The sequence below is a fragment of the Streptomyces asiaticus genome, assembly GCF_018138715.1.
Taxonomy (GTDB): Bacteria; Actinomycetota; Actinomycetes; order Streptomycetales; family Streptomycetaceae; genus Streptomyces; species Streptomyces asiaticus.
Window position 1 is genome coordinate 2641453 of record NZ_JAGSHX010000006.1, and the last position, 21059, is coordinate 2662511.

General features: G+C 72.5%; 11 protein-coding genes. 6 read left to right on the forward strand and 5 right to left on the reverse strand.

The genetic code is table 11. The features are described from left to right. The first annotated feature begins 334 nt into the window (after positions 1–334). Both KHP12_RS18780 and glgB read left to right on the forward strand, forming a co-directional pair. Complete coding sequence (locus KHP12_RS18780; RefSeq protein WP_211833193.1) at positions 335–1873, forward strand: maltokinase N-terminal cap-like domain-containing protein; 1539 nt, start codon at positions 335–337, stop codon at positions 1871–1873. Positions 1874–2229: 356 nt separating this feature from the next. After that, on the forward strand, positions 2230–4440 hold the full coding sequence (gene glgB / locus KHP12_RS18785) for a 1,4-alpha-glucan branching enzyme (protein WP_086886343.1): 2211 nt from the start codon (positions 2230–2232) through the stop codon (positions 4438–4440). An 84-nt stretch (positions 4441–4524) separates the two neighbouring features. Here glgB and KHP12_RS18790 read toward each other — a convergent pair whose 3' ends face one another. Continuing rightward, positions 4525–8349, reverse strand: a complete 3825-nt coding sequence (locus KHP12_RS18790) for an nSTAND1 domain-containing NTPase (protein WP_210609891.1) — start codon at positions 8347–8349, stop codon at positions 4525–4527. A 55-nt stretch (positions 8350–8404) separates the two neighbouring features. After that, a complete protein-coding gene (locus KHP12_RS18795) occupies positions 8405–11482 on the reverse strand; it encodes an AfsR/SARP family transcriptional regulator (RefSeq protein ID WP_246643137.1) in 3078 nt (1025 codons plus the stop codon). Positions 11483–11793: 311 nt separating this feature from the next. On the opposite strand from KHP12_RS18795, the gene KHP12_RS18800 reads away from it, so the two are divergent. Next, positions 11794–11988, forward strand: coding sequence for a hypothetical protein (locus KHP12_RS18800; protein WP_020868332.1), 195 nt, complete (start codon positions 11794–11796; stop codon positions 11986–11988). Positions 11989–12353: 365 nt separating this feature from the next. Here the strand turns inward: KHP12_RS18800 and KHP12_RS18805 are convergent, their stop codons facing one another. Next, positions 12354–13793 (reverse strand): cation:dicarboxylate symporter family transporter, encoded by a 1440-nt coding sequence (locus tag KHP12_RS18805; protein WP_211833195.1) that lies wholly within the window; start codon positions 13791–13793, stop codon positions 12354–12356. 163 nt (positions 13794–13956) lie between these two features. Between KHP12_RS18805 and KHP12_RS18810 the strand changes: the two genes are divergently transcribed. Next, positions 13957–15579, forward strand: coding sequence for a sensor histidine kinase (locus KHP12_RS18810; protein WP_210609887.1), 1623 nt, complete (start codon positions 13957–13959; stop codon positions 15577–15579). Between the two features lie 652 nt (positions 15580–16231). After that, positions 16232–16942, forward strand: coding sequence for a response regulator (locus KHP12_RS18815; RefSeq protein WP_210609886.1), 711 nt, complete (start codon positions 16232–16234; stop codon positions 16940–16942). A gap of 80 nt (positions 16943–17022) precedes the next feature. Here the strand turns inward: KHP12_RS18815 and KHP12_RS18820 are convergent, their stop codons facing one another. Next, positions 17023–18534: a sensor histidine kinase gene (locus KHP12_RS18820; protein ID WP_211833196.1), complete on the reverse strand. Its 1512-nt coding sequence runs from the start codon at positions 18532–18534 to the stop codon at positions 17023–17025. A 25-nt stretch (positions 18535–18559) separates the two neighbouring features. Beyond that, on the reverse strand, positions 18560–19240 hold the full coding sequence (locus tag KHP12_RS18825; protein WP_086885596.1) for a response regulator transcription factor: 681 nt from the start codon (positions 19238–19240) through the stop codon (positions 18560–18562). Positions 19241–19334: 94 nt separating this feature from the next. Between KHP12_RS18825 and KHP12_RS18830 the strand changes: the two genes are divergently transcribed. Further along, positions 19335–21008, forward strand: coding sequence for a DUF8823 domain-containing protein (locus KHP12_RS18830; RefSeq protein ID WP_308016834.1), 1674 nt, complete (start codon positions 19335–19337; stop codon positions 21006–21008). Positions 21009–21059 lie beyond the last annotated feature (51 nt).

Genomic DNA, 21059 nt, shown 5'->3' on the forward strand with positions numbered 1-21059 from the left:
GGGTCTGGGGCGGAGCCCCAGTTGAGGGAAGGGGCGGGGAGGGGAACAGCCCGCCGCGGGCACCAAGACCGCCGTCCGGTTTCGGCCAGGGCGCGGCCCCCGCTCCGGCTCTCGCTCGTCCGTACGCGTCCATCTCGGGCGCGTACGGGCGTTTTCGACCCCCCGTCATGGGCACTCTGTACTCACACCGTCACCGGCGGGCCCGATGGCGTTCACCGGGCTCGCCGTACGGACGATCCTCGCCCGACACGTCCCGCACCGTCGCACAGTCAATGCCGCAATCCGGGACACTTTGCCCTGATCTGTCGTGTGCCCGGGGAAAGGACGCGACGCCATGCCGGAAGCTCCGCTCTCCCGGGGGGCACATCACCCGCCGACCGCCGTACCGCGGGACCAGCCCCCACCGGCCGCGGTCCGCACCACCGCGGCCGCGGGCCCGCCCGGGCTGCTCACCTCGCTCGCGCCGCTGCTCGCCGAGTGGCTGCCCCGGCAGCGCTGGTTCGCGGGCAAGGGCCGTCCCGTCACCGGCTTCGCGCTGGTCTCCGCGACCGAGCTGCTGCCGTGGCGGGCGAGCGGCGGCACGCCCGGGCTGCTCCATCTGCTGATCCGCGCCGAGCAGCCGGAGCCGCCCGGCCACCGGCACGGCTTCGGCTGCGGCCACCGGCGCGGGGCGGCGGCCAGCGACTGCTACCAGCTGCTGCTCGGGGCGCGCCCCGCCCTGCCGCCGTCGCTCGCCCCCGCGCTCATCGGCCGGCCCAGCGGCGGGCCGCTGGACGGGCAGACGGTGTACGAGGCGCTGGCCGACCCCCGGCTCACCACCCTGCTGCTGGAGCGGCTGCGGATGCCGGGGCGGCTCGGCCCGCTGCGCTTCGTACGGGAGCCGTCCAGCGCGATCCCCTCCGCGCTCGCGCCCCGGGTGATGACCGCCGAGCAGTCCAACTCCTCGGTGGTTTACGGCGATACGTTTATTCTCAAGCTCTTCCGACGGGTCAGCCCCGGCACCAATCCGGACCTCGAACTCCCCCTCGCGCTCGCCCGCACCGGCTGCTCCCGGGTGCCCGCGCCCGCCGCCTGGTTCGAGGCCGAGCCCCCGGCCGAGGGCGCCGGGCCACGGCCGGAGCCGTTCACCCTGGGGGTGCTCCAGCCCTTCCTGGCCGGTTCCCGGGACGGCTGGCAGCTCGCGCTGGACGCCCTGGCCGCCGGGGGCGACTTCACCGACGCCGCCCGCGCGCTGGGGCACGCGACCGCCGAGGTCCACCTGGCGATGGCCCGCGCACTGCCCACCTCCGTACTGCGCCGCCCGCAGATCGAGCACCTCGCGGCCGCCATGAGCGAACGGCTCGACTCGGCCGCCGCCGCGGTGCCCGCCCTCCAGCCGTACCGCACCGCGCTGCACGGCGCGTACGAGGACCTGGCCGCGCTGGGGCGTGCGGGCCGCACCTGGGCGGCCCAGCGCATCCACGGCGATCTGCACCTGGGGCAGGCGCTGCTCACGGGAAACAGCGGGGACGGCGGCGGAGGCGGGCGGTGGTCGCTCATCGACTTCGAGGGCGAGCCGTCCCGTCCGCTGGCCGAGCGGCGCCGCCCGCAGCCGCCGGTGCGCGACATCGCGGGCATGCTGCGGTCCTTCGACTACGCGGCGGCCGTGGGGCGCCATGAGCGCCCGCAGGAGTGGGCGGGCCGCACCCGCGCCGCGTACTGCGCGGGCTACGCGGAGGCGTCCGGCACCGATCCGCGTGACGAGCCGGAGCTGCTGCGCGCCCATGAGACCGACAAGGCCGTCTACGAGGTGCTCTACGAGGCACGGCACCGCCCCGACTGGCTGTCCGTCCCGATGACCGCGATCCACCGCCTGGCCGCCACCCGCGCCTGACCGCGGCCGGCTCCCTCATCCGCCGTTCCCTCCGACACCTCCGACACCCCCGGGAGGACCACCCCGTGACCGCACGACCGCCGTCCGGCCAGTACCCGTCCGACGAGGGACCGGGCCACGCGCCCGCCGCCACCGGCGCCACAGCCGGCCCGGCGGTCCCGGCGACGTTCCTCTCCGCCCGGCCCCATCCGCCCGCGCACCCGGGCCGCGAGGCCCGGGTGTCCTACGGCTCACCGCCCGTGCCCCGGGCGCCCCGCACGGACGAGGAGCCGCAGGAGGAGAACGGCGGCACGGGCGGGCCCTCGCGGGTGGCCGGGCGGCCCGTGGCCGGGGGCGGCGCGGGCCCGGACGACGTGGTGGAGGACGAGCGCGGGGTGCGGGCCGCGCCCGCGCTGGCGGGCGAGGACCGGCGGCGGCTGCTGGCCGGGGCGCATCACGATCCGCACGCGGTGCTCGGCGCCCACCCCGTGCCCGGCGGGGTGCTGTTCCGGACCCTGCGCCCGTACGCCCGGTCGGTGACCGTCGCCGCCGGCGGACTGCGCGCCCGGCTGCGGGCCGAGGGGGACGGGCTGTTCTCCGGGGTGCTGCCGCTGCGGGAGATCCCGGACTACCGGCTGCTGGTGGCGTACGAGGACGCCGAGCTGGAGCTGCACGACCCGTACCGCTTCCTGCCCGCCATCGGCGAACTCGATCTGCACCTCATCGGCGAGGGCCGTCACGAGGAGCTGTGGCAGGCGCTCGGCGCGCGGCCGATGACCCACCAGGGCGTGGCCGGGACCCGCTTCACCGTATGGGCGCCCAATGCCCTCGGGGTGCGGCTGACCGGCGACTTCACCTACTGGGACGGCACCGCGCTGCCGATGCGCTCGCTCGGCGGCAGCGGCGTGTGGGAGCTGTTCCTGCCGGGCGTGGGCGAGGGCGCGCTCTACAAGTTCGAGATCACCCGGCCCGACGGCGGCCACTCCCTGCGCGCCGACCCGATGGCGCGGCGCACCGAGTGCCCGCCCGCCACCGCCTCCGTCGTCCACGCCTCGCACCACGACTGGGGCGATGACGCGTGGATGGCGCGGCGGAAGGGCGGGCGCGTCCATGAGCTGCCGTTCTCCGTCTACGAGGTGCACCTGCCCTCCTGGCGGCCGGGGCTGACCTACCGGCAGCTCGCCGAGCAGCTCCCGGCGTACGTCAAGGACCTGGGCTTCACCCACGTCGAGCTGATGCCGGTGGCCGAGCACCCCTTCGGCGGCTCCTGGGGCTACCAGGTGACCGGCTTCTACGCGCCCACGGCCCGCCTCGGCACCCCGGACGACTTCAAGTACCTGGTGGACGCGCTGCACCGGGCGGACATCGGGGTCATCGTGGACTGGGTGCCCGCGCACTTCCCGAAGGACGCCTGGGCACTGGCGGAGTTCGACGGCCGTCCGCTGTACGAGCCCGCCGATCCGCTGCGGGCCGCGCACCCCGACTGGGGCACGCTGGAGTTCGACTACGGGCGCACGGAGGTGCGCAACTTCCTGGTGGCGAACGCGGTCTACTGGTGCGAGGAGTTCCACATCGACGGCCTGCGCGTGGACGCCGTCGCCTCCATGCTCTACCTCGACTACTCCCGCGAGCCCGGCCAGTGGACGCCCAACGCGCACGGCGGCCGCGAGAACCTGGACGCGGTCGCCTTCCTCCAGGAGATGAACGCGACCGTCTACCGCCGCTGCCCGGGCGTGGTCACCATCGCCGAGGAGTCGACCGCGTGGGACGGGGTCACCCGCGCCACCCACCACGTGGGCCCCAGCGGCTTCGGCGGCCTCGGCTTCGGGCTGAAGTGGAACATGGGGTGGATGCACGACTCGCTGGGCTATCTCGCGCACGAGCCGGTGCACCGCGCCTACCACCACCACGAGATGACGTTCTCGATGGTGTACGCGTACAGCGAGAACTACGTACTGCCGATCTCGCACGACGAGGTGGTGCACGGCAAGCGGGCCCTGGTGTCGAAGATGCCCGGCGACTGGTGGCAGCGGCGCGCCACCCACCGCGCCTACCTCGGCTTCATGTGGGCCCACCCGGGCAAGCAACTGCTCTTCATGGGCCAGGAGTTCGCGCAGGGCGCCGAGTGGTCGGAGGCGCACGGTCCCGACTGGTGGCTGCTGGACCCGTCGTACTCCGCCGAGCCCGACCACCGGGGCGTCCGCGACCTGGTCCGCGACCTCAACCGGACGTACACGGCCACGCCCGCGCTGTGGCAGCGGGACACCGACCCCGAGGGCTTCTCCTGGATCGAGGGCGATGCCCGCGAGGACAACGTCTTCGCCTTCCTCCGCTACGACGCCGAGGGCTCCCCGCTGCTGGCCATCAGCAACTTCTCCCCGGTGGTCCGGCATGAGTACCGCATCGGGACGCCGGATGCGGTGCCGGTGTGGCGCGAGGTGCTGAACACCGACGACCGGCGCTACGGCGGCAGCGGTGTGGTCAACGCCGAACCGCTGAAGGCCGAGCCCACGGCCGCCCATGGCCGCCCGGCGAGCCTGTTGCCGGTGCTTCCGCCGCTGGCCACGATCTGGCTGCGCCCGGTCTGAGCCGTCGCTGAGGGGTTCGCGGACGCGCGCTCCGGATCACCGGGCGCGCGGAGGCGATATGGACGAGCGAACGGCACGGTGCGCTCAGCAGATGTCGCGGTAGGAGATCTCCGGGAGGTACGTCTTCCAGTCGGCCCGGGAGAGGCCGCCCCCGGCCCGTCGGCAGACGGCGGTCACGATCCGGGCGGGGTCGACGGCGTACCGCTGAAGGGGGACGTGCCGGCCCGCCACGAGCAGGGTCTTGCCGTCGTCGCCGAAGGCGAGCGCGAGCACTCCGTCACCGGGGGTCGGAAAGGCCGCCCCCAGTGGCTGCTGTGAGGCCACGTCCCACAGTTGGACGGTCCCGCCGTCGCCCGCGACCGCGAGCGTGCCACCGTCGGGGGAGAACGCCAGCGCCGTCACGGCTTCGGGCGCCTCCCGGGAGGCGCCGGTATACGTACCGGCGAGGTCTCCGAGGCGGTGTTCGACGTCCCCGTCCCACAGGCTCACCCGCCCGCTCATTCCCCCCGCGGCGAGGAAACGTCCGTCCCCGCTGAACTCGAGCGTGCTGACGAAATCCTGGCCGAGCGAAACGCTGGTCGCGCGCCCGGACGGCAAGGTGAAGACCTGCCCGTCGGCCGTGGCGAGCATCCGGCCGTCGGGGCGGAGCGCCATGCCCGCCTCCCAACGGTCAACGCGGGAGGAGGACACGTCTCCCTCTCGGGCGATCGCCGTGCCCTGGCCACCTTCGCTGATCACCCTGCCCCGGCCACCCGGCCCGCGCGCTTCCCACCGCTCCAGCCGGCCCTCGTTCCGCCGATAGGCCAGCAGGTACGCACCCCCCGGCCCCGGCACTACCGTGTCGGTGCCGGAATCGCTTGCCTCGGTGTCGCTGAGGAGAGGCGGGAGACCGGAGTCGTCCGCCTTACCGGTCAGCGCGACGGACCGCTTCCGATGCGGACCGCGGAGCCCCCAGAGCGTCACACGCTCGGTGCCCACGGAGGAGTCATCCGAGGAGTTCCGTGGGACGGCACCGAAGGCGAAGGCCCTCCCGTCGGGGCTGAAACGGGTGAGGACGGCGCACCCGTCCGCGCCGCCGCCCCGGCCGCAGGGCGCGGACGGCAAACCGGCGACGCGGGCGCCGTCGGTGCCCCGGACCAGGCGGAAGCGCACCTTCTCCCCGGTCCTGGTCGCCGTCCCGAGCACACGGCCGTCCGGGCCGAACGCCGCGTCGGCCACCGGCTCGTGCCGCCATCCCGGCTGGACGGCGTCCTGTATGGAGATGGTCCGCACCACGGGATTGGAGCTGTCCTCCCCTCCGAGGTAGCGGATCTCCCCGCGTGCCGTATCGATCCGCAGCGCGTCGGCGGGCTCGTTCACCAGCGAGTAGCGGAACACCGGAGCGCCCGCGCTCGCGAGGCGCCACAGCAGGATCTCGCCGGGGGTCGCCGCCGCGAGGAACCGCCCGTCGGCGCTCAAGGTGACGTTCTCGGCCTTGGCGACGCGGATGCGGTGAATCTCCTTTCCCGTGGTCACGTCCCAGATCCGGATCCCGTGGCTGTCGCGGACCGCGAGCCGGTCGCGGTCCAGGCTGATGCGGGAGGCGTAGTCGTCGCAGGAGCTTTCCGTCGTGCCGTGCTCCCAGTCGCCTTTCCTCGTACGCCCCTCGGCGACGTCCCATAACGTGACCGGCCCCTTCTTCGGGCACAGCACGAGGTACCGGTCGTCCCCACTGACCACCGCCGCCCCGCCCGACGCCCCGCCGTCGCTCCGCGCCATCACGTGCCGGTACCGCAGATCGCGCAGGATGGCCGACGAGCCCCGTACCGTCAGCAAGGTCCGCCCGCTGGGACCGAAGTCGGGGTAGTCGTCCGCGGAGCCGAACGGTCCACCGTCCCTCTTCCCCGACGCCAGGTTCCACAGCTGGAGCCTCTGTCCCCGCGTCGCCAGCAGCCGTCTCCCGTCGGGGCTGGTGTTCAGGACCATCTCGTCCTCTCCCACCGTGAAGGGGACCCCGGACAGCTTCTGGGTGAGGACGTCCCACCGTCGTACCCGGTCACTCCCCACCACGACCAGGAAACGTCCGTCGGCGCTGAGCGACACGCCCCCCGGGGTGGCACCCGGAACAGGAATCCGGAAGGACCGCTCCTCCTTCTGGACCATGGCCCCGAGCAGCGATGACCGCGTCTCGGCCGTATGGCTGAGCCGCCACGCGGCGACGCTGAGCCGCATCGCCCTGACCGGATCGGAGGACCGCATGTTCTCCGCGACCGCGGCGATCCGCCGGGCGGCGGCCTCGGCGCCGCGCCGCTCGTTCGCCCGGTTCTGCTGCCACGCGACCACACCGGCCACCAGTGTCAGCACCACCAGCAGGGAGAGCGCGCCCACGAAGGTCCGCAGGCGCCGCCGCTCACGCGCGCCGAAGGTACGGCTGGCCGCCAGGAACTCCCGTTCCACACGGGCGAGTTCGGCGGAGCGCTCTGGATCACCGAATGCCTCCGCCGCCGCGGTCAACCGCACCCCCCGGTACAGCGCCCCCGGATCCCGCCCCATCTCCTCCCACGCCCGTGCCGCCTCTGTCAGCTTCCGGTGGATCCGCAGCCGCTCCCGGTCCTCCTCGATCCAGCCGCGCAGCCGCGGCCAGGCCATGATCAGGGCCTCGTGGGCCAGATCGACCGTGTTCCGGTCGAGGGTGATGAGCCGGGCGCGCGCCAGGCGGTCCAGCACGATCGTCGTATCGGCCGACTCCGGTTCCCATTCCTCCCGGTCAACGGGGCGCCGAGTGTCCTGCGCGCCCTCGCCGGGGGTGATCAGGCGCAGCAGGATACGCCGGGCCGTCTCCGCCTGCGACGCGCTCAACTCCTCGTACACCCGCTCGGCGGTCTTCGCGATGGCGCCGTGGAGTCCGCCCACCGCCTCGTACATCTCCACCGTGAGGGCCCGTCGGCGGCGCCTGTGCCAGGTTTCGAGCAGGGCATGGGACATGAGCGGCAGGCCGCCCGGTTCGTCGACGACCTCTTCGACGATCCGCGCGGTAAGCGCCCGCTCGACGATCAAACCGTCCGCCGCCGCCGGTTTGACGATGGCCGCGCGCAGCTCCGCCCGGCTCATGGGGCCGACGAGCAGTGTGGCGTCGCGCAGGGCGTACGTCAGCTCACGGTGCTCGGCACAGCGGTCGAAGAAGTCCGCTCGTACGCCGATCACCACCCGCAGCCGGCTGCCGGGGTCGCGCGCGGCGAGCAAGCGGGCCACGAAGCCCGCGCGTTCGGCGGGGTCGTGACAGAGCGTGAACAGCTCCTCGAACTGGTCGACCACGAGCCAGGTTTCCCCCTCGCCCGCCTTCGGGACGAGCGCCTCCGCATGGGTACGGAGCGGCCGGTCGCCCGGAGTCAGCACGCGGATCACCGCCGGGCGGAGCTCCTGTCCCACACCGGGGACTTCCCGCGTGCCCGCCCGGAGTGCCGGGATCAGCCCCGCGCGCAGCAGTGAGGACTTACCGCTGCCGGACGGACCGAAGACGGCGGCGAAGCCATGGCCCCGTACCAACGCCAGCGCCTCGGAAACAAGCCGCTCCCGTCCGAAGAAACGCTCGTGATCGCCGATGTCGAAGCGGGCGAGCCCCTGGTAGGGCGGTTTCGCGTCGTCGTCCTCCCGCGGCAGCCCCGAGACCTCCCGTCGCACCGCGCGCCAGCGCTCCTCCCACTCCGCCGCGTCCGCGCCGCAGGCTTCCACGTACGCGAGGACCACCGGCAGCGACGGCAACTGGTCGCCCGCCGCGGCCTGCGACAGCGTCACCGCGGAGTAGCGCACGCGCTGTGCCATCGCCCGATAGGCCGGCCCGCCGGCTTCCTGACGCAGTTTGCGCAGTTCGTACGCGAAGCCCTGGACCGGCCCCGCGCTCGGATCCAGAGGTTTCTCCTTGCGTCCCATCCCGCCCCTCCCCCTGATGTCCGTTCAGTGTGGCGCCAACCGGCCCACGGCGCGATCAGCGGTCATCGGCGAGCCCGCCAAGACCGGTGAGGCCCTCCCGGACCCGGTGGGCGTCGGGGTGGCCGAGGGAGTCGAACCGGGTCAGGGCCCGCTGCCAGCTGCGGCGGGCCCCGGCCCGGTCCCCGGCGGCGAGCTGGGCGCTGCCCAGCCGGTGCAGGGACTCGGCCTCCCGGACCCGCTCGCCCCGGCCGCGCCGCAGATCCACCGCGTGCCGGTAGCAGCTGATGGCCTGCTGGTGGTCGCCGACGTGGCTGTGGGCGTAGCCGAGGCTGTCCCAGGCGGCGGACTCCCCGCGCCTGTCCCCCGCCTGCCGCAGCATGGTCAGCGCCTTCTCGCAGTGGACGAGGGTCTGCTGGAAGTCGCCCAGCATGGCGTACGCCCAGCCGACGTTGTTCAGGGCGTACGCCTCGCCGCTGCGGTGGCCCGCCGCCCGGTACAGCTTCAGGGCGCGCAGCGCGTGGTGCAGGCCCTCGTCATGGCGTCCCTCCCGCTCGCTGGCGAGGTTGAGCGCGCCATGGGCCAGGGCCTGGCCGACGGCGTTGCCGGTCTCGCGGTGCAGGTTCAGGGCGCGCACCAGATGGCCGCGGGCCCGGTCGTAGCGCCCCATCCGCAGATCGGCGAGGCCCAGCGCGTAGCAGGAGTGGGCCTGGCCGGTGAGGTCGCGGATGCGGTGGGCCGAGCCCAGGGCGATCCGGTGCACGGTGCGCTGGTCGTGCCAGTGGCCGCGCTGGTCCAGGAACTCGGTCAGCGACCAGGCCAGTTGCCAGGCGTGGGTCTCGAATCCGGCCTCGGCGGCCTCCTGTAAGGCCGCCATCAGCGCCGGATAAGTGACGATGAACCAGAGCAGCGCCTGGCCGTGCCCCGCGAACTCGCCGACGCTGACACCGGGCCGGACCGGCTCGACCGTGATCGGCTCCCGGTGCGGGGTGAAGGCCTTCCCGGCGGCCACGGCGGTGTGCAGATAGTGGTCGAGCATCCGGTGCAGCGCGGTGCGGCGCTCCTCCGGCGCGTCGTACGCCTGGGTGAGCTCCATGGCGTAGGCGCGCAGCAGATCGTGGAAGCCGTACTGACCGGGGGCGCGCTCGGTGATCAGATGCGCCCGGGTCAGCTCGATCAGCAGCCGGCGGGCCTGCGGCACCGGGATCCCCACCAGACTGGCGGCCGCGGGGGCCGCGATATCGGGGCCCGGGTGGACGCCCAGCAGCCGGAACAGCCGGGCGGCGTCGGGGCCCAGGGTGTGGTACGACCAGGAGAAGACGGCCCGGACGTCGGTGGTGGCGTCCCCGCCCTCGAACGCGTCGAGGCTGCCGCGGGCGTCGCGCAGCTCCCCGGCGAGCGCCTCCAGGCCGAAGCGGGGGTGGGTGGCCGCGCGGGCGGCCACGATGGCGAGCGCGAGCGGCAGCCCGGCGCACACCGTGATGACCTCCTCCACGGCCTCGGGTTCGGCGTCCACCCGCTCGGCGCCCACCCGGCTGATCAGCAGTTCGCGCGCCTCGTCGCGGTCGAGCAGATCCAGCGGCAGCGGCTGGGCCTGTTCGGCGACGACCAGGCTCGTGAGCTCGTTACGGCTGGTCAGCACCACCAGACAGCCGGGGGAACCGGGCAGCAGGGGCCGCACCTGCTCGGCGTCCCGGGCGTTGTCGAGCAGGATCAGCATCCGGCGGTCGGCCAGCAGGCTCCGGTACAGCGCGGTCTGCGCCTCCAGCGTCGCGGGGATCCGGTGGGCGGGCACCTGGAAGGCGTCCAGGAAGCCCCGTACGGCCTCGGCGACGGTCATGGCCGAGTCGGTGGGGCCGAAGCCGCGCAGATTCACATAGAGCTGGCCGTCGGGGAACCGGTCGCGGACGCGGTGGGCCCAGTGCACCGCGAGGGTGGTCTTGCCGAGGCCGCCGCTGCCCGCGATCACGGTGATCCTCGCGGCCGTGGGCGGCCGTCCTCCGTCCCCGGCCGCGCCCGAGCCCGAGCCCGCGGGCAGCAGGGCGTCCAGCCCGGCCAGTTCGCGCTCACGGCCGGTGAAGTGGGCGACGTCGGAGGGGAGTTGCTGGGGTACGGCGGTGACGACGGTGATCGGCTCGCGGGCGGTGGCGGGCGTGCCCGCGGGCTCGGCGGCGGGTTCGGCGGCGAGCTCGGGGGGCTCGTCGGCGGCCGGGGTGCCCTCCGGGGCGGGGGCGGGTGCCGCGTCGGGTGACGTCGGGGTCGCGTCGGGCGGTGCCGGGGCCGCGTCGGGCGGTGTCCGGGCCGCGGGAGCCGCCGCGGGAGCGCTCCCGTGCCCGCCGGACGGCCCGGAGGCATCCGCGGACCGGCCGTCCCTGCCGTCCCTGCCGTCCCTGCCGTCCCTGCCGTTCTGACCGTCCCGGCTGTCCTCGAGCGCCTGCCGGTGGAGCCGCTGGAGCTCGTCCCCGGGCTCGATGCCCAGCTCCTCCACGTACCTCCGGCGGGTGGAGCGGAACAGCGCGAGGGCGTCGGCCCGCCTGCCACAGCGCCGCAGCGCCTCCATCAGCAGCGCCACCGAGCGTTCCCGCAGGGGGTGTTCGGCCACCAGGACGGACAGCTCCGCGGCGGCCTCGTGGTGGCGTCCGGAGCGCAGGTCGATCGCGGCGCACTCCTCGACCGCCGCACGCCGCTCCTCCTCCAGACCGGCGCCCAGGGTCTCGGGCAGCCAGCCGCCCGCGACATCGGACAGCGCGGGCCCGCGCCACAGGTGGAGCGCGGCGCGCAACAGCTCTCCGGCCCGGGCCTCGGCGGCCACGGCGGCCTCGGGCTCCCCGGTGGCCCCGGCGTTCTTGGGAGCCTCCCGCGCGGCCCGCACCAGATCGCGGAAGCGGTGCAGATCGACCTGCTCACGCGCGACGGTCAGGGAATAGCCCTTCGCCGACGTCGTCAACTCGGCCCCGGGCAGGGCGGACAGGATCCGCCGCAGCTTGGAAATCTGTACCTGTACGGCGTTTCGCGCGGACCCCGGCGGATCCTCGCCCCATACTGCCAACACCAGCCTGTCGACGGACACCACGCGGCCGGAGGCCATCAGCAGCATCGCCAGAACGGACCGCTGCTGTGCGGCGGTCGGCCCCAACAGACGCTCGCCCTGCCATATTCCGACCGGTCCCAACAGGCGAAACTCGGTCCCATCCACACACTGCCCCCGTTGGTACCAGAGATTTCACTGTGACCACTTGGAAGCCTACCCACGGGTTCGGGTCAGCGAGGCATCAGCGGGATATCAGCGGCTCGTAGCACCCTACGAGTGTTCGAGGGTCCCACGGGCACCAGAAGCTCTCCCCGGTCACCGCTGGCGGCGGCCGGACCGGAGCTCTCCGGTCTCCGGGCCCTCTTCCGACGATGAACGGGGGACGGTATGGCAGTGAGGTGCCGAGGAGGCGGCTCATGACCACCGCAGGAGGAACACGGAGCACCCCACGGATCGGCGAGCTCGTCTACGACCTCGAACGCGAGGCCATGGGCCGGGTCGCCTACGTGGACACCGGCGGGAACATCGCCTGGGTCAAACCCCTGCGCGAGGGCCCCGAGTGGACGGCCCTCCCGGAACAACTGCGCCGCGCACCGGACGGCGAGCGGTAGGAGGTGTCCGGCGGTACGCGTACGCCTGCGGCGGGCTACTCCCCTCCCCGCCCCTTCCCGACACCTGACGATATGCGGCTCCGCCGCGCGGGGGGCTCCGCCCCAGACCCCGGGGTCCAGGGGCGAAGCCTTGCCACGCGGCGGACACCCCGTAAGGCGCTGAGGCGCCTTCGGCGCCGAGGACCAGCCGAGCACCGCCAAGGGGCCTTGGCGGCCGGGCCCATGCCGGCGTCTCGCGTCTTCCAACGGGGGGAAGACGCGGGGCGCCATTCGTCGTGTCCACCACGCCATGCGCCCCGAGCCCGTGAGACGCGCAACGGCCCTGCCCCGATTCAGGAGGGCAGGGCCGCGTTGCGCGTGGGGTGTCAGGCGGGCACGTGCTCCTTCGCCGTGTCACCGTCACGCCGCTCGGGGAGGGACTTGCCCTCGGCCGCCTCGGAGTCGTCCGCGGCCGGGCCGTGGCCGCCACCGTCGCGGGCGAAGCCCTCCGCGTCGAACGGCAGCCGTCCGGCGAGGACTTCGTTCATCCGCTCCTTGTCGATCTCCTTGGTCCAGGTGCCGACCAGGACGGTCGCGACCGCGTTGCCCGCGAAGTTGGTGAGGGCGCGGGCCTCGCTCATGAAGCGGTCGATGCCGACGATCAGGCCGACGCCGTCGACCAGTTCGGGCCGGTGCGACTGGAGACCGCCCGCCAGCGTCGCCATGCCCGCGCCGGTCACACCGGCGGCGCCCTTGGACGCCACGACCATGAAGACGAGCAGGGATATCTGCTGGCCTATGGAGAGCGGGTCGCCCATGGCCTCGGCGATGAACAGCGAGGCCATCGTCAGGTAGATGGCGGTGCCGTCCAGGTTGAAGGAGTAGCCCGTGGGGACGGTGATACCGGCGACCGGCCGGCTGACGCCCGCGTGCTCCATCTTCGCGATCAGCAGCGGCAGCGCCGACTCGGAGGAGGACGTCGACAGGATCAGCAGGAACTCCCGCGCCAGGTACTTCAGCAGCAGGAAGATGTTGATGCCCGCGACCAGCCGCAGGATCGTCCCGAGGACCAGGAACACGAAGAGCGCACAGGTCACATAGAAGCCGATCATGATGACCGCGAGCGCCTTGAGCGCGTCCAGACCGGTCTCGCCGACCACGGCGGCGATCGCGCCGAAGGCACCGATCGGGGCGGCCCACATGACCATCGACAGCAGCTTGAAGACGAGCTGCTGGATGTGGCCTATGCCGCGCAGCACCGGCTCGCCCGCCTTGCCCATCGCCTGGAGGGCGAAGCCCGCGAGCAGGGCCACGAACAGGGTCTGGAGCACCTCGCCCTCGGTGAAGGCGGAGACCAGCGTCTTCGGGATGATCCCGAGCAGGAAGTCCGCCGTCGACTCGGAGGCGCCCTCGGCCTGGCTCTGCCCGGCCTGGGCCGCCTCATGGCTCATGTGCAGGCCGCTGCCGGGCTCGAGGAAGTTGCCGACGACCAGGCCGATCGCGAGGGCCACGGTCGACATCACCATGAAGTAGCCGAGCGCCAGACCGCCGACCGCGCCGACCTTCGCCGCCTTGCGCACCGAGCCGACGCCGAGCACGATCGTGCAGAAGATGATCGGCGAGATCAGCATCTTGATGAGGTTGACGAAGCCTTCGCCGATGGGCTTGAGCTCCACCGCCGTATCGGGGGCCACGAAGCCCACGAGGATGCCGAGCGCCACCGCGCCGATGACGGCGAGGTAGAGGTAGTGAATCCTTTCCTTCTTCGGCTTCGTCCCATCCGGTTCCGTACGCCCGGATGCGGGCGGCGTGGTGTCCGCAGCCACGGTGCTGCCTCCTTCTGTTCTGCCGTCCAACTGTCCCGGCGCTGTACCGTGTGCGGCTCGCACACCGCCTTGAACGGTCCCGGCGACTATGCCCCAGCCTGTGACGGGGGTCACCCTTCCGTTCATTTCGTTCACACAAAGATGCGTGTGCAGACTGATGGCCATGCGCATTCCCCACCCCCGGAGCCTGGCGGGCCAGCTCTTCGCGATGCAGGTCGTGCTGGTCGCCGCCCTGGTGGCCGGATGCGCCGTCTTCGCCTACGTCACCGACCGCGAGCAGGCGGTGGTGGCCGCGCGGCAGCGGGCGACCGCCGCCGCGGTGGCCGTCGCCGACTCGCCGTCGGTCGCCGAGGCCGCGCGGTCGAAGGACCCCACGGCCCGGCTCCAGCCGTACGCGGAGAAGGTGCGCCGGGACACCGGCGTCACCTTCGTCACGATCATGGATACCCACGGGGTGCGCTGGGCGCACCCCGATCCGGACCAGATCGGCGCGACCTATCTCGGCCACATCAAGCCCGCGCTGCGCGGCCGGATCTTCCCCGAGACGTACACCGGCACGCTCGGCCCCTCGGTGCGGGTCGTGGCCCCGGTGCGCGACGACCGCGCCGGCGGCCGGATCACGGCGCTGGTCAGCGCGGGGATAACCGTGGACACCATCAGCGCCCAGGTGCGCCGGCAGCTGCTCGCGCTGCTCGGCGTGGCGGCCGCCGCGCTCGCGCTCGGCGGCCTGTGCGCGTATGTGATCAACGCCCGGCTGCGCCGCCATACGCACGGGATGAACGCGGCCGAGCTGAGCCGGATGCACGACTACCACCAGGCCGCGCTGCACGCCGTGCGCGAGGGGCTGCTGATGCTGGACGGCCAGCGGCGGATCGCGCTGATCAACGACGGCGGGCGGGAGCTGCTCGGCCTGCCCGAGGACTCCGTCGGCCGCTACGCCTCCGACCTGGGCCTGCCGCCCGCGCTGACCGGCGCCCTGCTGGCGGCCGAGCCGCGCGTGGACGAGCTGCACCTGACCGCGGAGCGGGTCGTGGTCGTCAACACCTCACCGGTGAGCAGCGGTGAGCAGCGCGGCACGGTCGTCACCCTGCGCGACCACACCGAGCTCCAGGCGCTCTCCGGCGAGCTGGACTCGCTGCGCGGCTTCGCGGAGGCGCTGCGCTCCCAGGCCCATGAGGCCGCGAATCGGCTGCATGCCGTCGTCTCGCTGATCGAACTGGGCCGGGAGGACGAGGCGGTCGACTTCGCCACCGCCGAGCTGGAGCTGGCCCAGGCGCTGACCGACCAGGTGGTGGCGGCCGTCGCCGAGCCCGTCCTGGCCGCCCTGCTGCTGGGCAAGGCGGCCCAGGCCAGTGAGCGCGGCGTCGAGCTCGTCCTGGCCCCCGACAGCCGCATCGACGATGGCGTCCTCCCGCCCGGCCTGCCCGCCCGCGACCTGGTGACCATCCTCGGCAACCTCATCGACAACGCCACGGACGCGGCCGCCGAGGGCATCGGCAACGAGTCGGCCCCGCGCAGCGCCCGCGTCACGGTCACCGCCCGCGCGGACGCCGGCGAGCTGACCCTGCGCGTGTCGGACACCGGCGCCGGGCTCGACCCGGCGGCGGCCGAGGAGGTCTTCCGCCGCGGCTGGAGCACGAAGTCCCCCGGCCGCGGCCTCGGCCTGGCCCTGGTCCAGCAGGCCACCCGCCGCAACGCGGGCACGGTGGAAGTGACCACCTCCCCCGACGGCGGCGCCGAATTCACCGCCCGCCTCCCCCTGACAACCCCGGCCGTCACGACGTGAGCCCCGCCTCGGCCCGGGGAGCCCCGACCGGCCACTCGGCGGCAGCCGGTGGCGAGGCGGGCCGCCACCAACCACCCCACGCGGGGGCGGGGGCAGTGGGGCCCGGCCGGACGGCCGGATGCCCGCGCCCGGCGCCGGGCGCCCACCGGGGCCGAGGCACGGCCGACCCGAGCGGGGAGCCGCCGCTCCGGGAGCCGCGGCTGCCAGCCACCCAGCGGCAGCCAGGACCAGGGCGGGCGCCCGCCGCCCCGGAGCGGGCCGCCGCCGACCACCCCGTGCGGGGGGTGAGGTGAGCGGACGAGCCCCGGCGCGGTCGCCCCAGGCGGGGCGGCGCCTTCACAGCGGCCCGGCCACCGGGCGGACACGTGGGCCGCGCACGAGCGGGCCCGGCCGGCCGGATGCCCGCGCCCGGCGCCGGGCGCCCACCGGAGCCAGGTGGGTCCGACCCGGGCAGGCGGCCGCCCCGCCCGGCCGCCGTACGGTCAAATCCGGCCGTCCGGGAGCGGGGTCCCGGGGCCTGAGTCCCCGGGGCACAGGCCATAGGGGAATCGTCACCGTAGGGATCTGGCCACTTGCGGTTACCCTCCGTAAATTGGAGCCCCGAGCTTCCACGTCAACCGCGTTTCGACCGCGTTTCGAGAGGAATCCGTCCATGAGCCCGCCGCAGGCGAGACCGGGGGATCCGGCGCCGATCCGGGTTCTCGTCGTCGAAGACGACCCCGTCGCGGCGGACGCGCACCGGATGTACGTCGAGCGCGTTCCCGGCTTCGCCGTCGTCGGGGCGGCGCGGAGTGGCGGGGACGCGCAGCGGTTGCTGGAGCGGACGCCCGCCGATCTGCTGCTGCTGGACCTCTACCTCCCCGACGGGCACGGCCTCCAGCTCGTACGGGCGCTGCGCGCCGCCGGGAACGACGCGGATGTGATCGCGGTCACCTCGGCCCGGGACCTCGCGGTGGTCCGGGACGGGGTCTCCCTCGGGGTCGTGCAGTACGTGCTGAAACCGTTCACCTTCTCCACCCTCCGGGACCGCCTCCTCCGGTACGCCGAGTTCCGCGCGACCGCGGGCGAGGCCAGCGGGCAGGACGAGGTGGACCGGGCGCTGGCCGCGCTGCGGGCGCCGCAGCCCGCCGCGATGCCGAAGGGGCTGACCCAGGCCACCCTGCACGCGGTCACGGAGGCGCTGCGCGGCGCGGAGGAGGAGGGCATCTCGGCCGCGGCGACCGCCGAGACCGTGGGGATCTCCCGGATCACCGCCCGCCGCTATCTGGAGCACCTGGTGGAGGCCGGTCGGGCGGCCCGCGCCCCCCACTACGGGCAGATCGGCCGGCCCGAGCTGCTGTACCGCTGGCTCAGCGAACACTGAGCTCAGCCCAGTTGCCGCATTCTCACCCACCGCACCAGCGGCGTCTCATCGGGTGGCCGGTGCGGCCGCGGTGAAGCGCGTCATGTGTCGGCCGGGGCGGGGGCTTGGGGGAGGCGTAGCTCGAAGCATGCTCCGAGGGTCCGGGGGGTGAGGGTGAGGGTGCCTCGGTGGCGGTGGGCCAGGTCGCGGGCGATGGCGAGGCCCAGGCCGGTGCCGCCGTGGTCGCGGGAGCGGGCGTCGTCGAGCCGGACGAAGCGTTCGAAGATGCGCTCGGCGTCCTCGGTGGGCACGCCCGGTCCGTCGTCGTGCACCGTGAGGTCGACCCGGCCGTCCCGGTTCCGGACGGTGATCTGGATGCGGTGTGTGGCGTGGCGGGCGGCGTTGTCGATGAGGTTGCGCAGCAGTCGTTCGTATTCGTCGGGGTTTCCGTGTACGTGTGCGGGGGCGGTGCTGTCGCAGGTGAGGGTCAGCGGACGTTCGGTGAGGGGGTATTGCTCGGTCAGCCGGGAGGCGAGGGCTGTCAGGTCGACGGTGTCGGGGCCGGCCGCGGGGGTGCGGGTGTCGAGGCGGGCGAGGAACAGCAGGTCCTCGGCGAGGGCCTGGAGGCGGCGGGTCTGCCGTGCGGCGGTGGTGGCCGCGGCGGGCCAGTCGGTGCGTTCCGGGTAGGCGAGCGCGACTTCCAGGCTGGCGAGCAGTGTGGTGAGGGGGCTGCGTAGTTCGTGGGCGGCGTCCGCGACGAAGCGGCGCTGCTGGGCGGCGGCGTCGTCGAGGCGTTGGAGGGTGGTGTTGATGGTGGTGGCCAGGGCGGCGATCTCGTCCCCCGTATTGGGGACGGTGACGCGTTCGCGGGGGTCGTTCGCGGTGACCGAGGCGGTGAGGACGCGGATGGCTTCGACCGGCCGCAGCGCGATACGGACGGCGAAGTAGGCGACGGCGGCGATCAGTACGAGGCTGACGAGCCCGGCCCGCAGCAGCAGGCGGTCGGTGGCCTCGGTGATGGTCCCGGCGATGTCCTCGGCTGCGTGCGGGAGCACCACCACATAGACCCGCAGCTGGGCGTCGGCGGCGACACCCAGAGCGGCGACTGTGTCGCCGCTCAGTTCATCGGCCCTGACATCGTCGTACATGACCTGGTAGGTTCCGCCGTCCTTGCCGAACCGGTCCCCGGGTGCGGAGTCGGGGCGCGCCGGCAGGCGCACGGGACGGGTCGTATAGCCCCAGTTCGGCCCCTCGTCCGGTGGGGCGGGCAACTCGGCCTTCGGTGGGGCGGGCAGCACATGGCGGGTGCCGGGATCGAACTCCTCCATGCCTCCGCCGTAGGCGACAGCGGCGCGTCGGCCGGTCGCGACGATCTCATACGGCACGGTGCTTCGGCGAGCGGGAACCGCACCCTTCTCCAGCTGATCGACGAGAGCCAAGAACTGTTTCTGCGTCTGCCCTTGGGCGATCCCTGTGCTCTCGCGGTAGACGTCGTGGTGTACCCACCAGCCGATGCCGGCCAGGATGACGGCGGCGGTCGAGGCGGCGGCCAGGGCCGTGCGGGCTCGTACCGAGCGCGGCCACCAGCCGCGTCGCGGCCCGGTCGCATTCACGGTTGGCCACCAGCGGCGTCGCGGCTCAGTCGAGTTCACGGTCGTCCACCAGCCGGTAGCCGGTACCCCGTACGGTCTGCAGGGACTGCCGGTGGAACGCGGCGTCCACCTTCTTGCGGAGGGCGCTGACGCGCGCCTCCACCAGGTTGGGATCCCGGGCTTCGTCGGGCCACGCGTGATAGAGCAGATCCGTTTTGGAGACCGCCTGGCCCGCCCGGCGGGCCAGCAGCTCCAGCACGGCGAACTCCCGGGGGGTGAGTTCCACCCGGGTCCCGGCCCGGTGGCAGACCCGGCCGGCGACATCCAACGAGAGGTCGCCCACGGCAAGGACGGGCGGGGCGATCGTGGCGGCTCGTCTGGCCAGGGCCCGCAGCCGTGCGACGAGCACCATGTAGGAGAAGGGTTTGGCCAGGTAGTCATCGGCCCCCGTGTCCAGGGCCTCTGTCTGATCCCACTCCCCGTCCTTGGCGGTGAGTACGAGGATGGGGGTCGCGTTGCCCTCCCGGCGCAGTTGGGCGCAGACCTTGTAGCCGTTGAGTCCGGGCAGCATCAAGTCCAGTACGACGAGGGCGTATTCGCCGGTCCGGGCCATCCACAGGCCCTGTCGGCCGTCATGGGCGAGGTCGACGCTGTAGCCCTCGGCGGTCAGACCGGTGTGCAGGGTGTGTGCGAGGTCCACCTCGTCTTCGACCACCAGGATGCGCATGTGGTGCAGCCTCGCACAGCGCCGGCCCGCCTTCCTGATCGGCCGGTCAGGTTGGGTCAGCAACCGGTCAGCGAGGTCCGGGCACGCTGGCGGAGTGTCTTCCCGAATACCTCCCTCCGTCTCGGCGGTCCAACTGCCTGTAGATGTAGATGTAGATGTAGATGTCCACATTCCTGTAGAGAGTTTTCAGGCCGGCAGATTCGCATGGGCGCGTACACACTGGCGCCACCACTACGTCCCGATTTCGGCTACCGCCCTGGCCCTGCCGCTGTATGCCGTATGGGCCGCCTGTCTGGCAACAGGCGGCGGTGATCTCGCCGCGCAATTAGCATGGGCGGATTTCGTCTCCCGACACCCCGGATCCCCCTACAACCTGGGCTGGTACGGGGGAATCCATGTCGGCAACTACAGTGTCATCGCACCGCAGTTGATGGCTCTTCTTGGTGTGCGGACTGTCACCGTGGGGGCGGGAATCATTGCCTCGTGGTTCATGGGGCGTGTGTTCGTACGCAGCGGAGTAAGTCGTCCGTTGTGGCCTGCACTCCTGGCGGTCCTGTCTCTCTGGGCGAATGTCGCGTCGGGGCGCTCCACTTTCGCACTGGGCGTGACTCTGGCGCTGGTGTCCTGTCTTGGCCTGGTAGGTTCCAGCCGGCGCTTGGTGCCGGCATCGGCGTTCAGCGCCCTGGCAACTCTGGCCAGTCCCGTCGCAGGGCTGTTCCTCCTGGTTCTCGGGGCAGGGTGGCTCTTGAACCGGGATACGGGAAGAGCTATCGCTGTTTGTGCGCCGCCTGTCGCAGTGGTCGCTTCGGCAATCTTGCTCTTTCCTTTTAGCGGCGCAATGCCCATGGCAATGGACGACATGTGGGAGCCAACCCTCTTCGGAATCGCTCTGGCGCTGCTGGCACCGCGAGAGTGGAGGACTCTACGTTTCAGCTCCGCGATTTATGCGTCAGGTGTGGTTTTGACCGGACTGATTTCTTCGCCTGTCGGTTCCAACGTCATCCGTCTCGCTGAACTATTCGGACCTCCGGTGCTTCTCTGCGTGCTACTCGAGCGCGGCGTTCACATAGCGCCAAGGGTAGCCATCGGGCTTTCTCTCGCTCTTTCCGTGCAGTGGGTGACGGCACATACTATCCATGTGCTCAATATGTCGACCCCTGTGCCGTCATGGGCGTCCCACACGCAAGGTGTGCTGAAAGCGCTCGACCGTTTGCATGCGGACCGCACGCGTGTGGAGGTAGTGCCTGCTGTCAATCATCGTGAAACCACCGCACTCGGTCCTCACGTGAATCTGGCACGGGGGTGGAATCGCCAGCTCGATGTAGAACGCGGGGGCCTGTTCTATGAAAACCAGTTCACGATGGGGCAATATCGCGCATGGCTCGACAAGTGGGCGGTAGGTTATGTCGTCCTGCCGGGGGGTGAGCCTGACTGGGCGGCAAAAGACGAAGCCAAGCTCGTCCGCGGCAGACCGAGCTGGCTGGAGCCGGTATGGCACGACTCCCAGTGGCAGATTTATCGGGTGAAGGGCGCCAGGCCAATTGTCTCAGGTGCGGATGCGTCAGTCGTCAGCAGCGACAATGCGAAAATCGCAGTACACGTTCCCAGGCCCGGCATGGTCAGGTTGCGTATCCCCTATTCCCCCTGGCTCCGCACCAGCGCTGGTTGTGTGGAGCGTGATGGTGACTGGATCCGTTTCAAAGTTTCCACACCAGGGCGGTATGAAATCGGCAGCTCCTATGCGGTCCCCTGGCAAGGGAACTGCTGACATCGCGTCCTCGGGCATGAGCACTAGGGGCGGCTGTCTCCGGCCGCGATC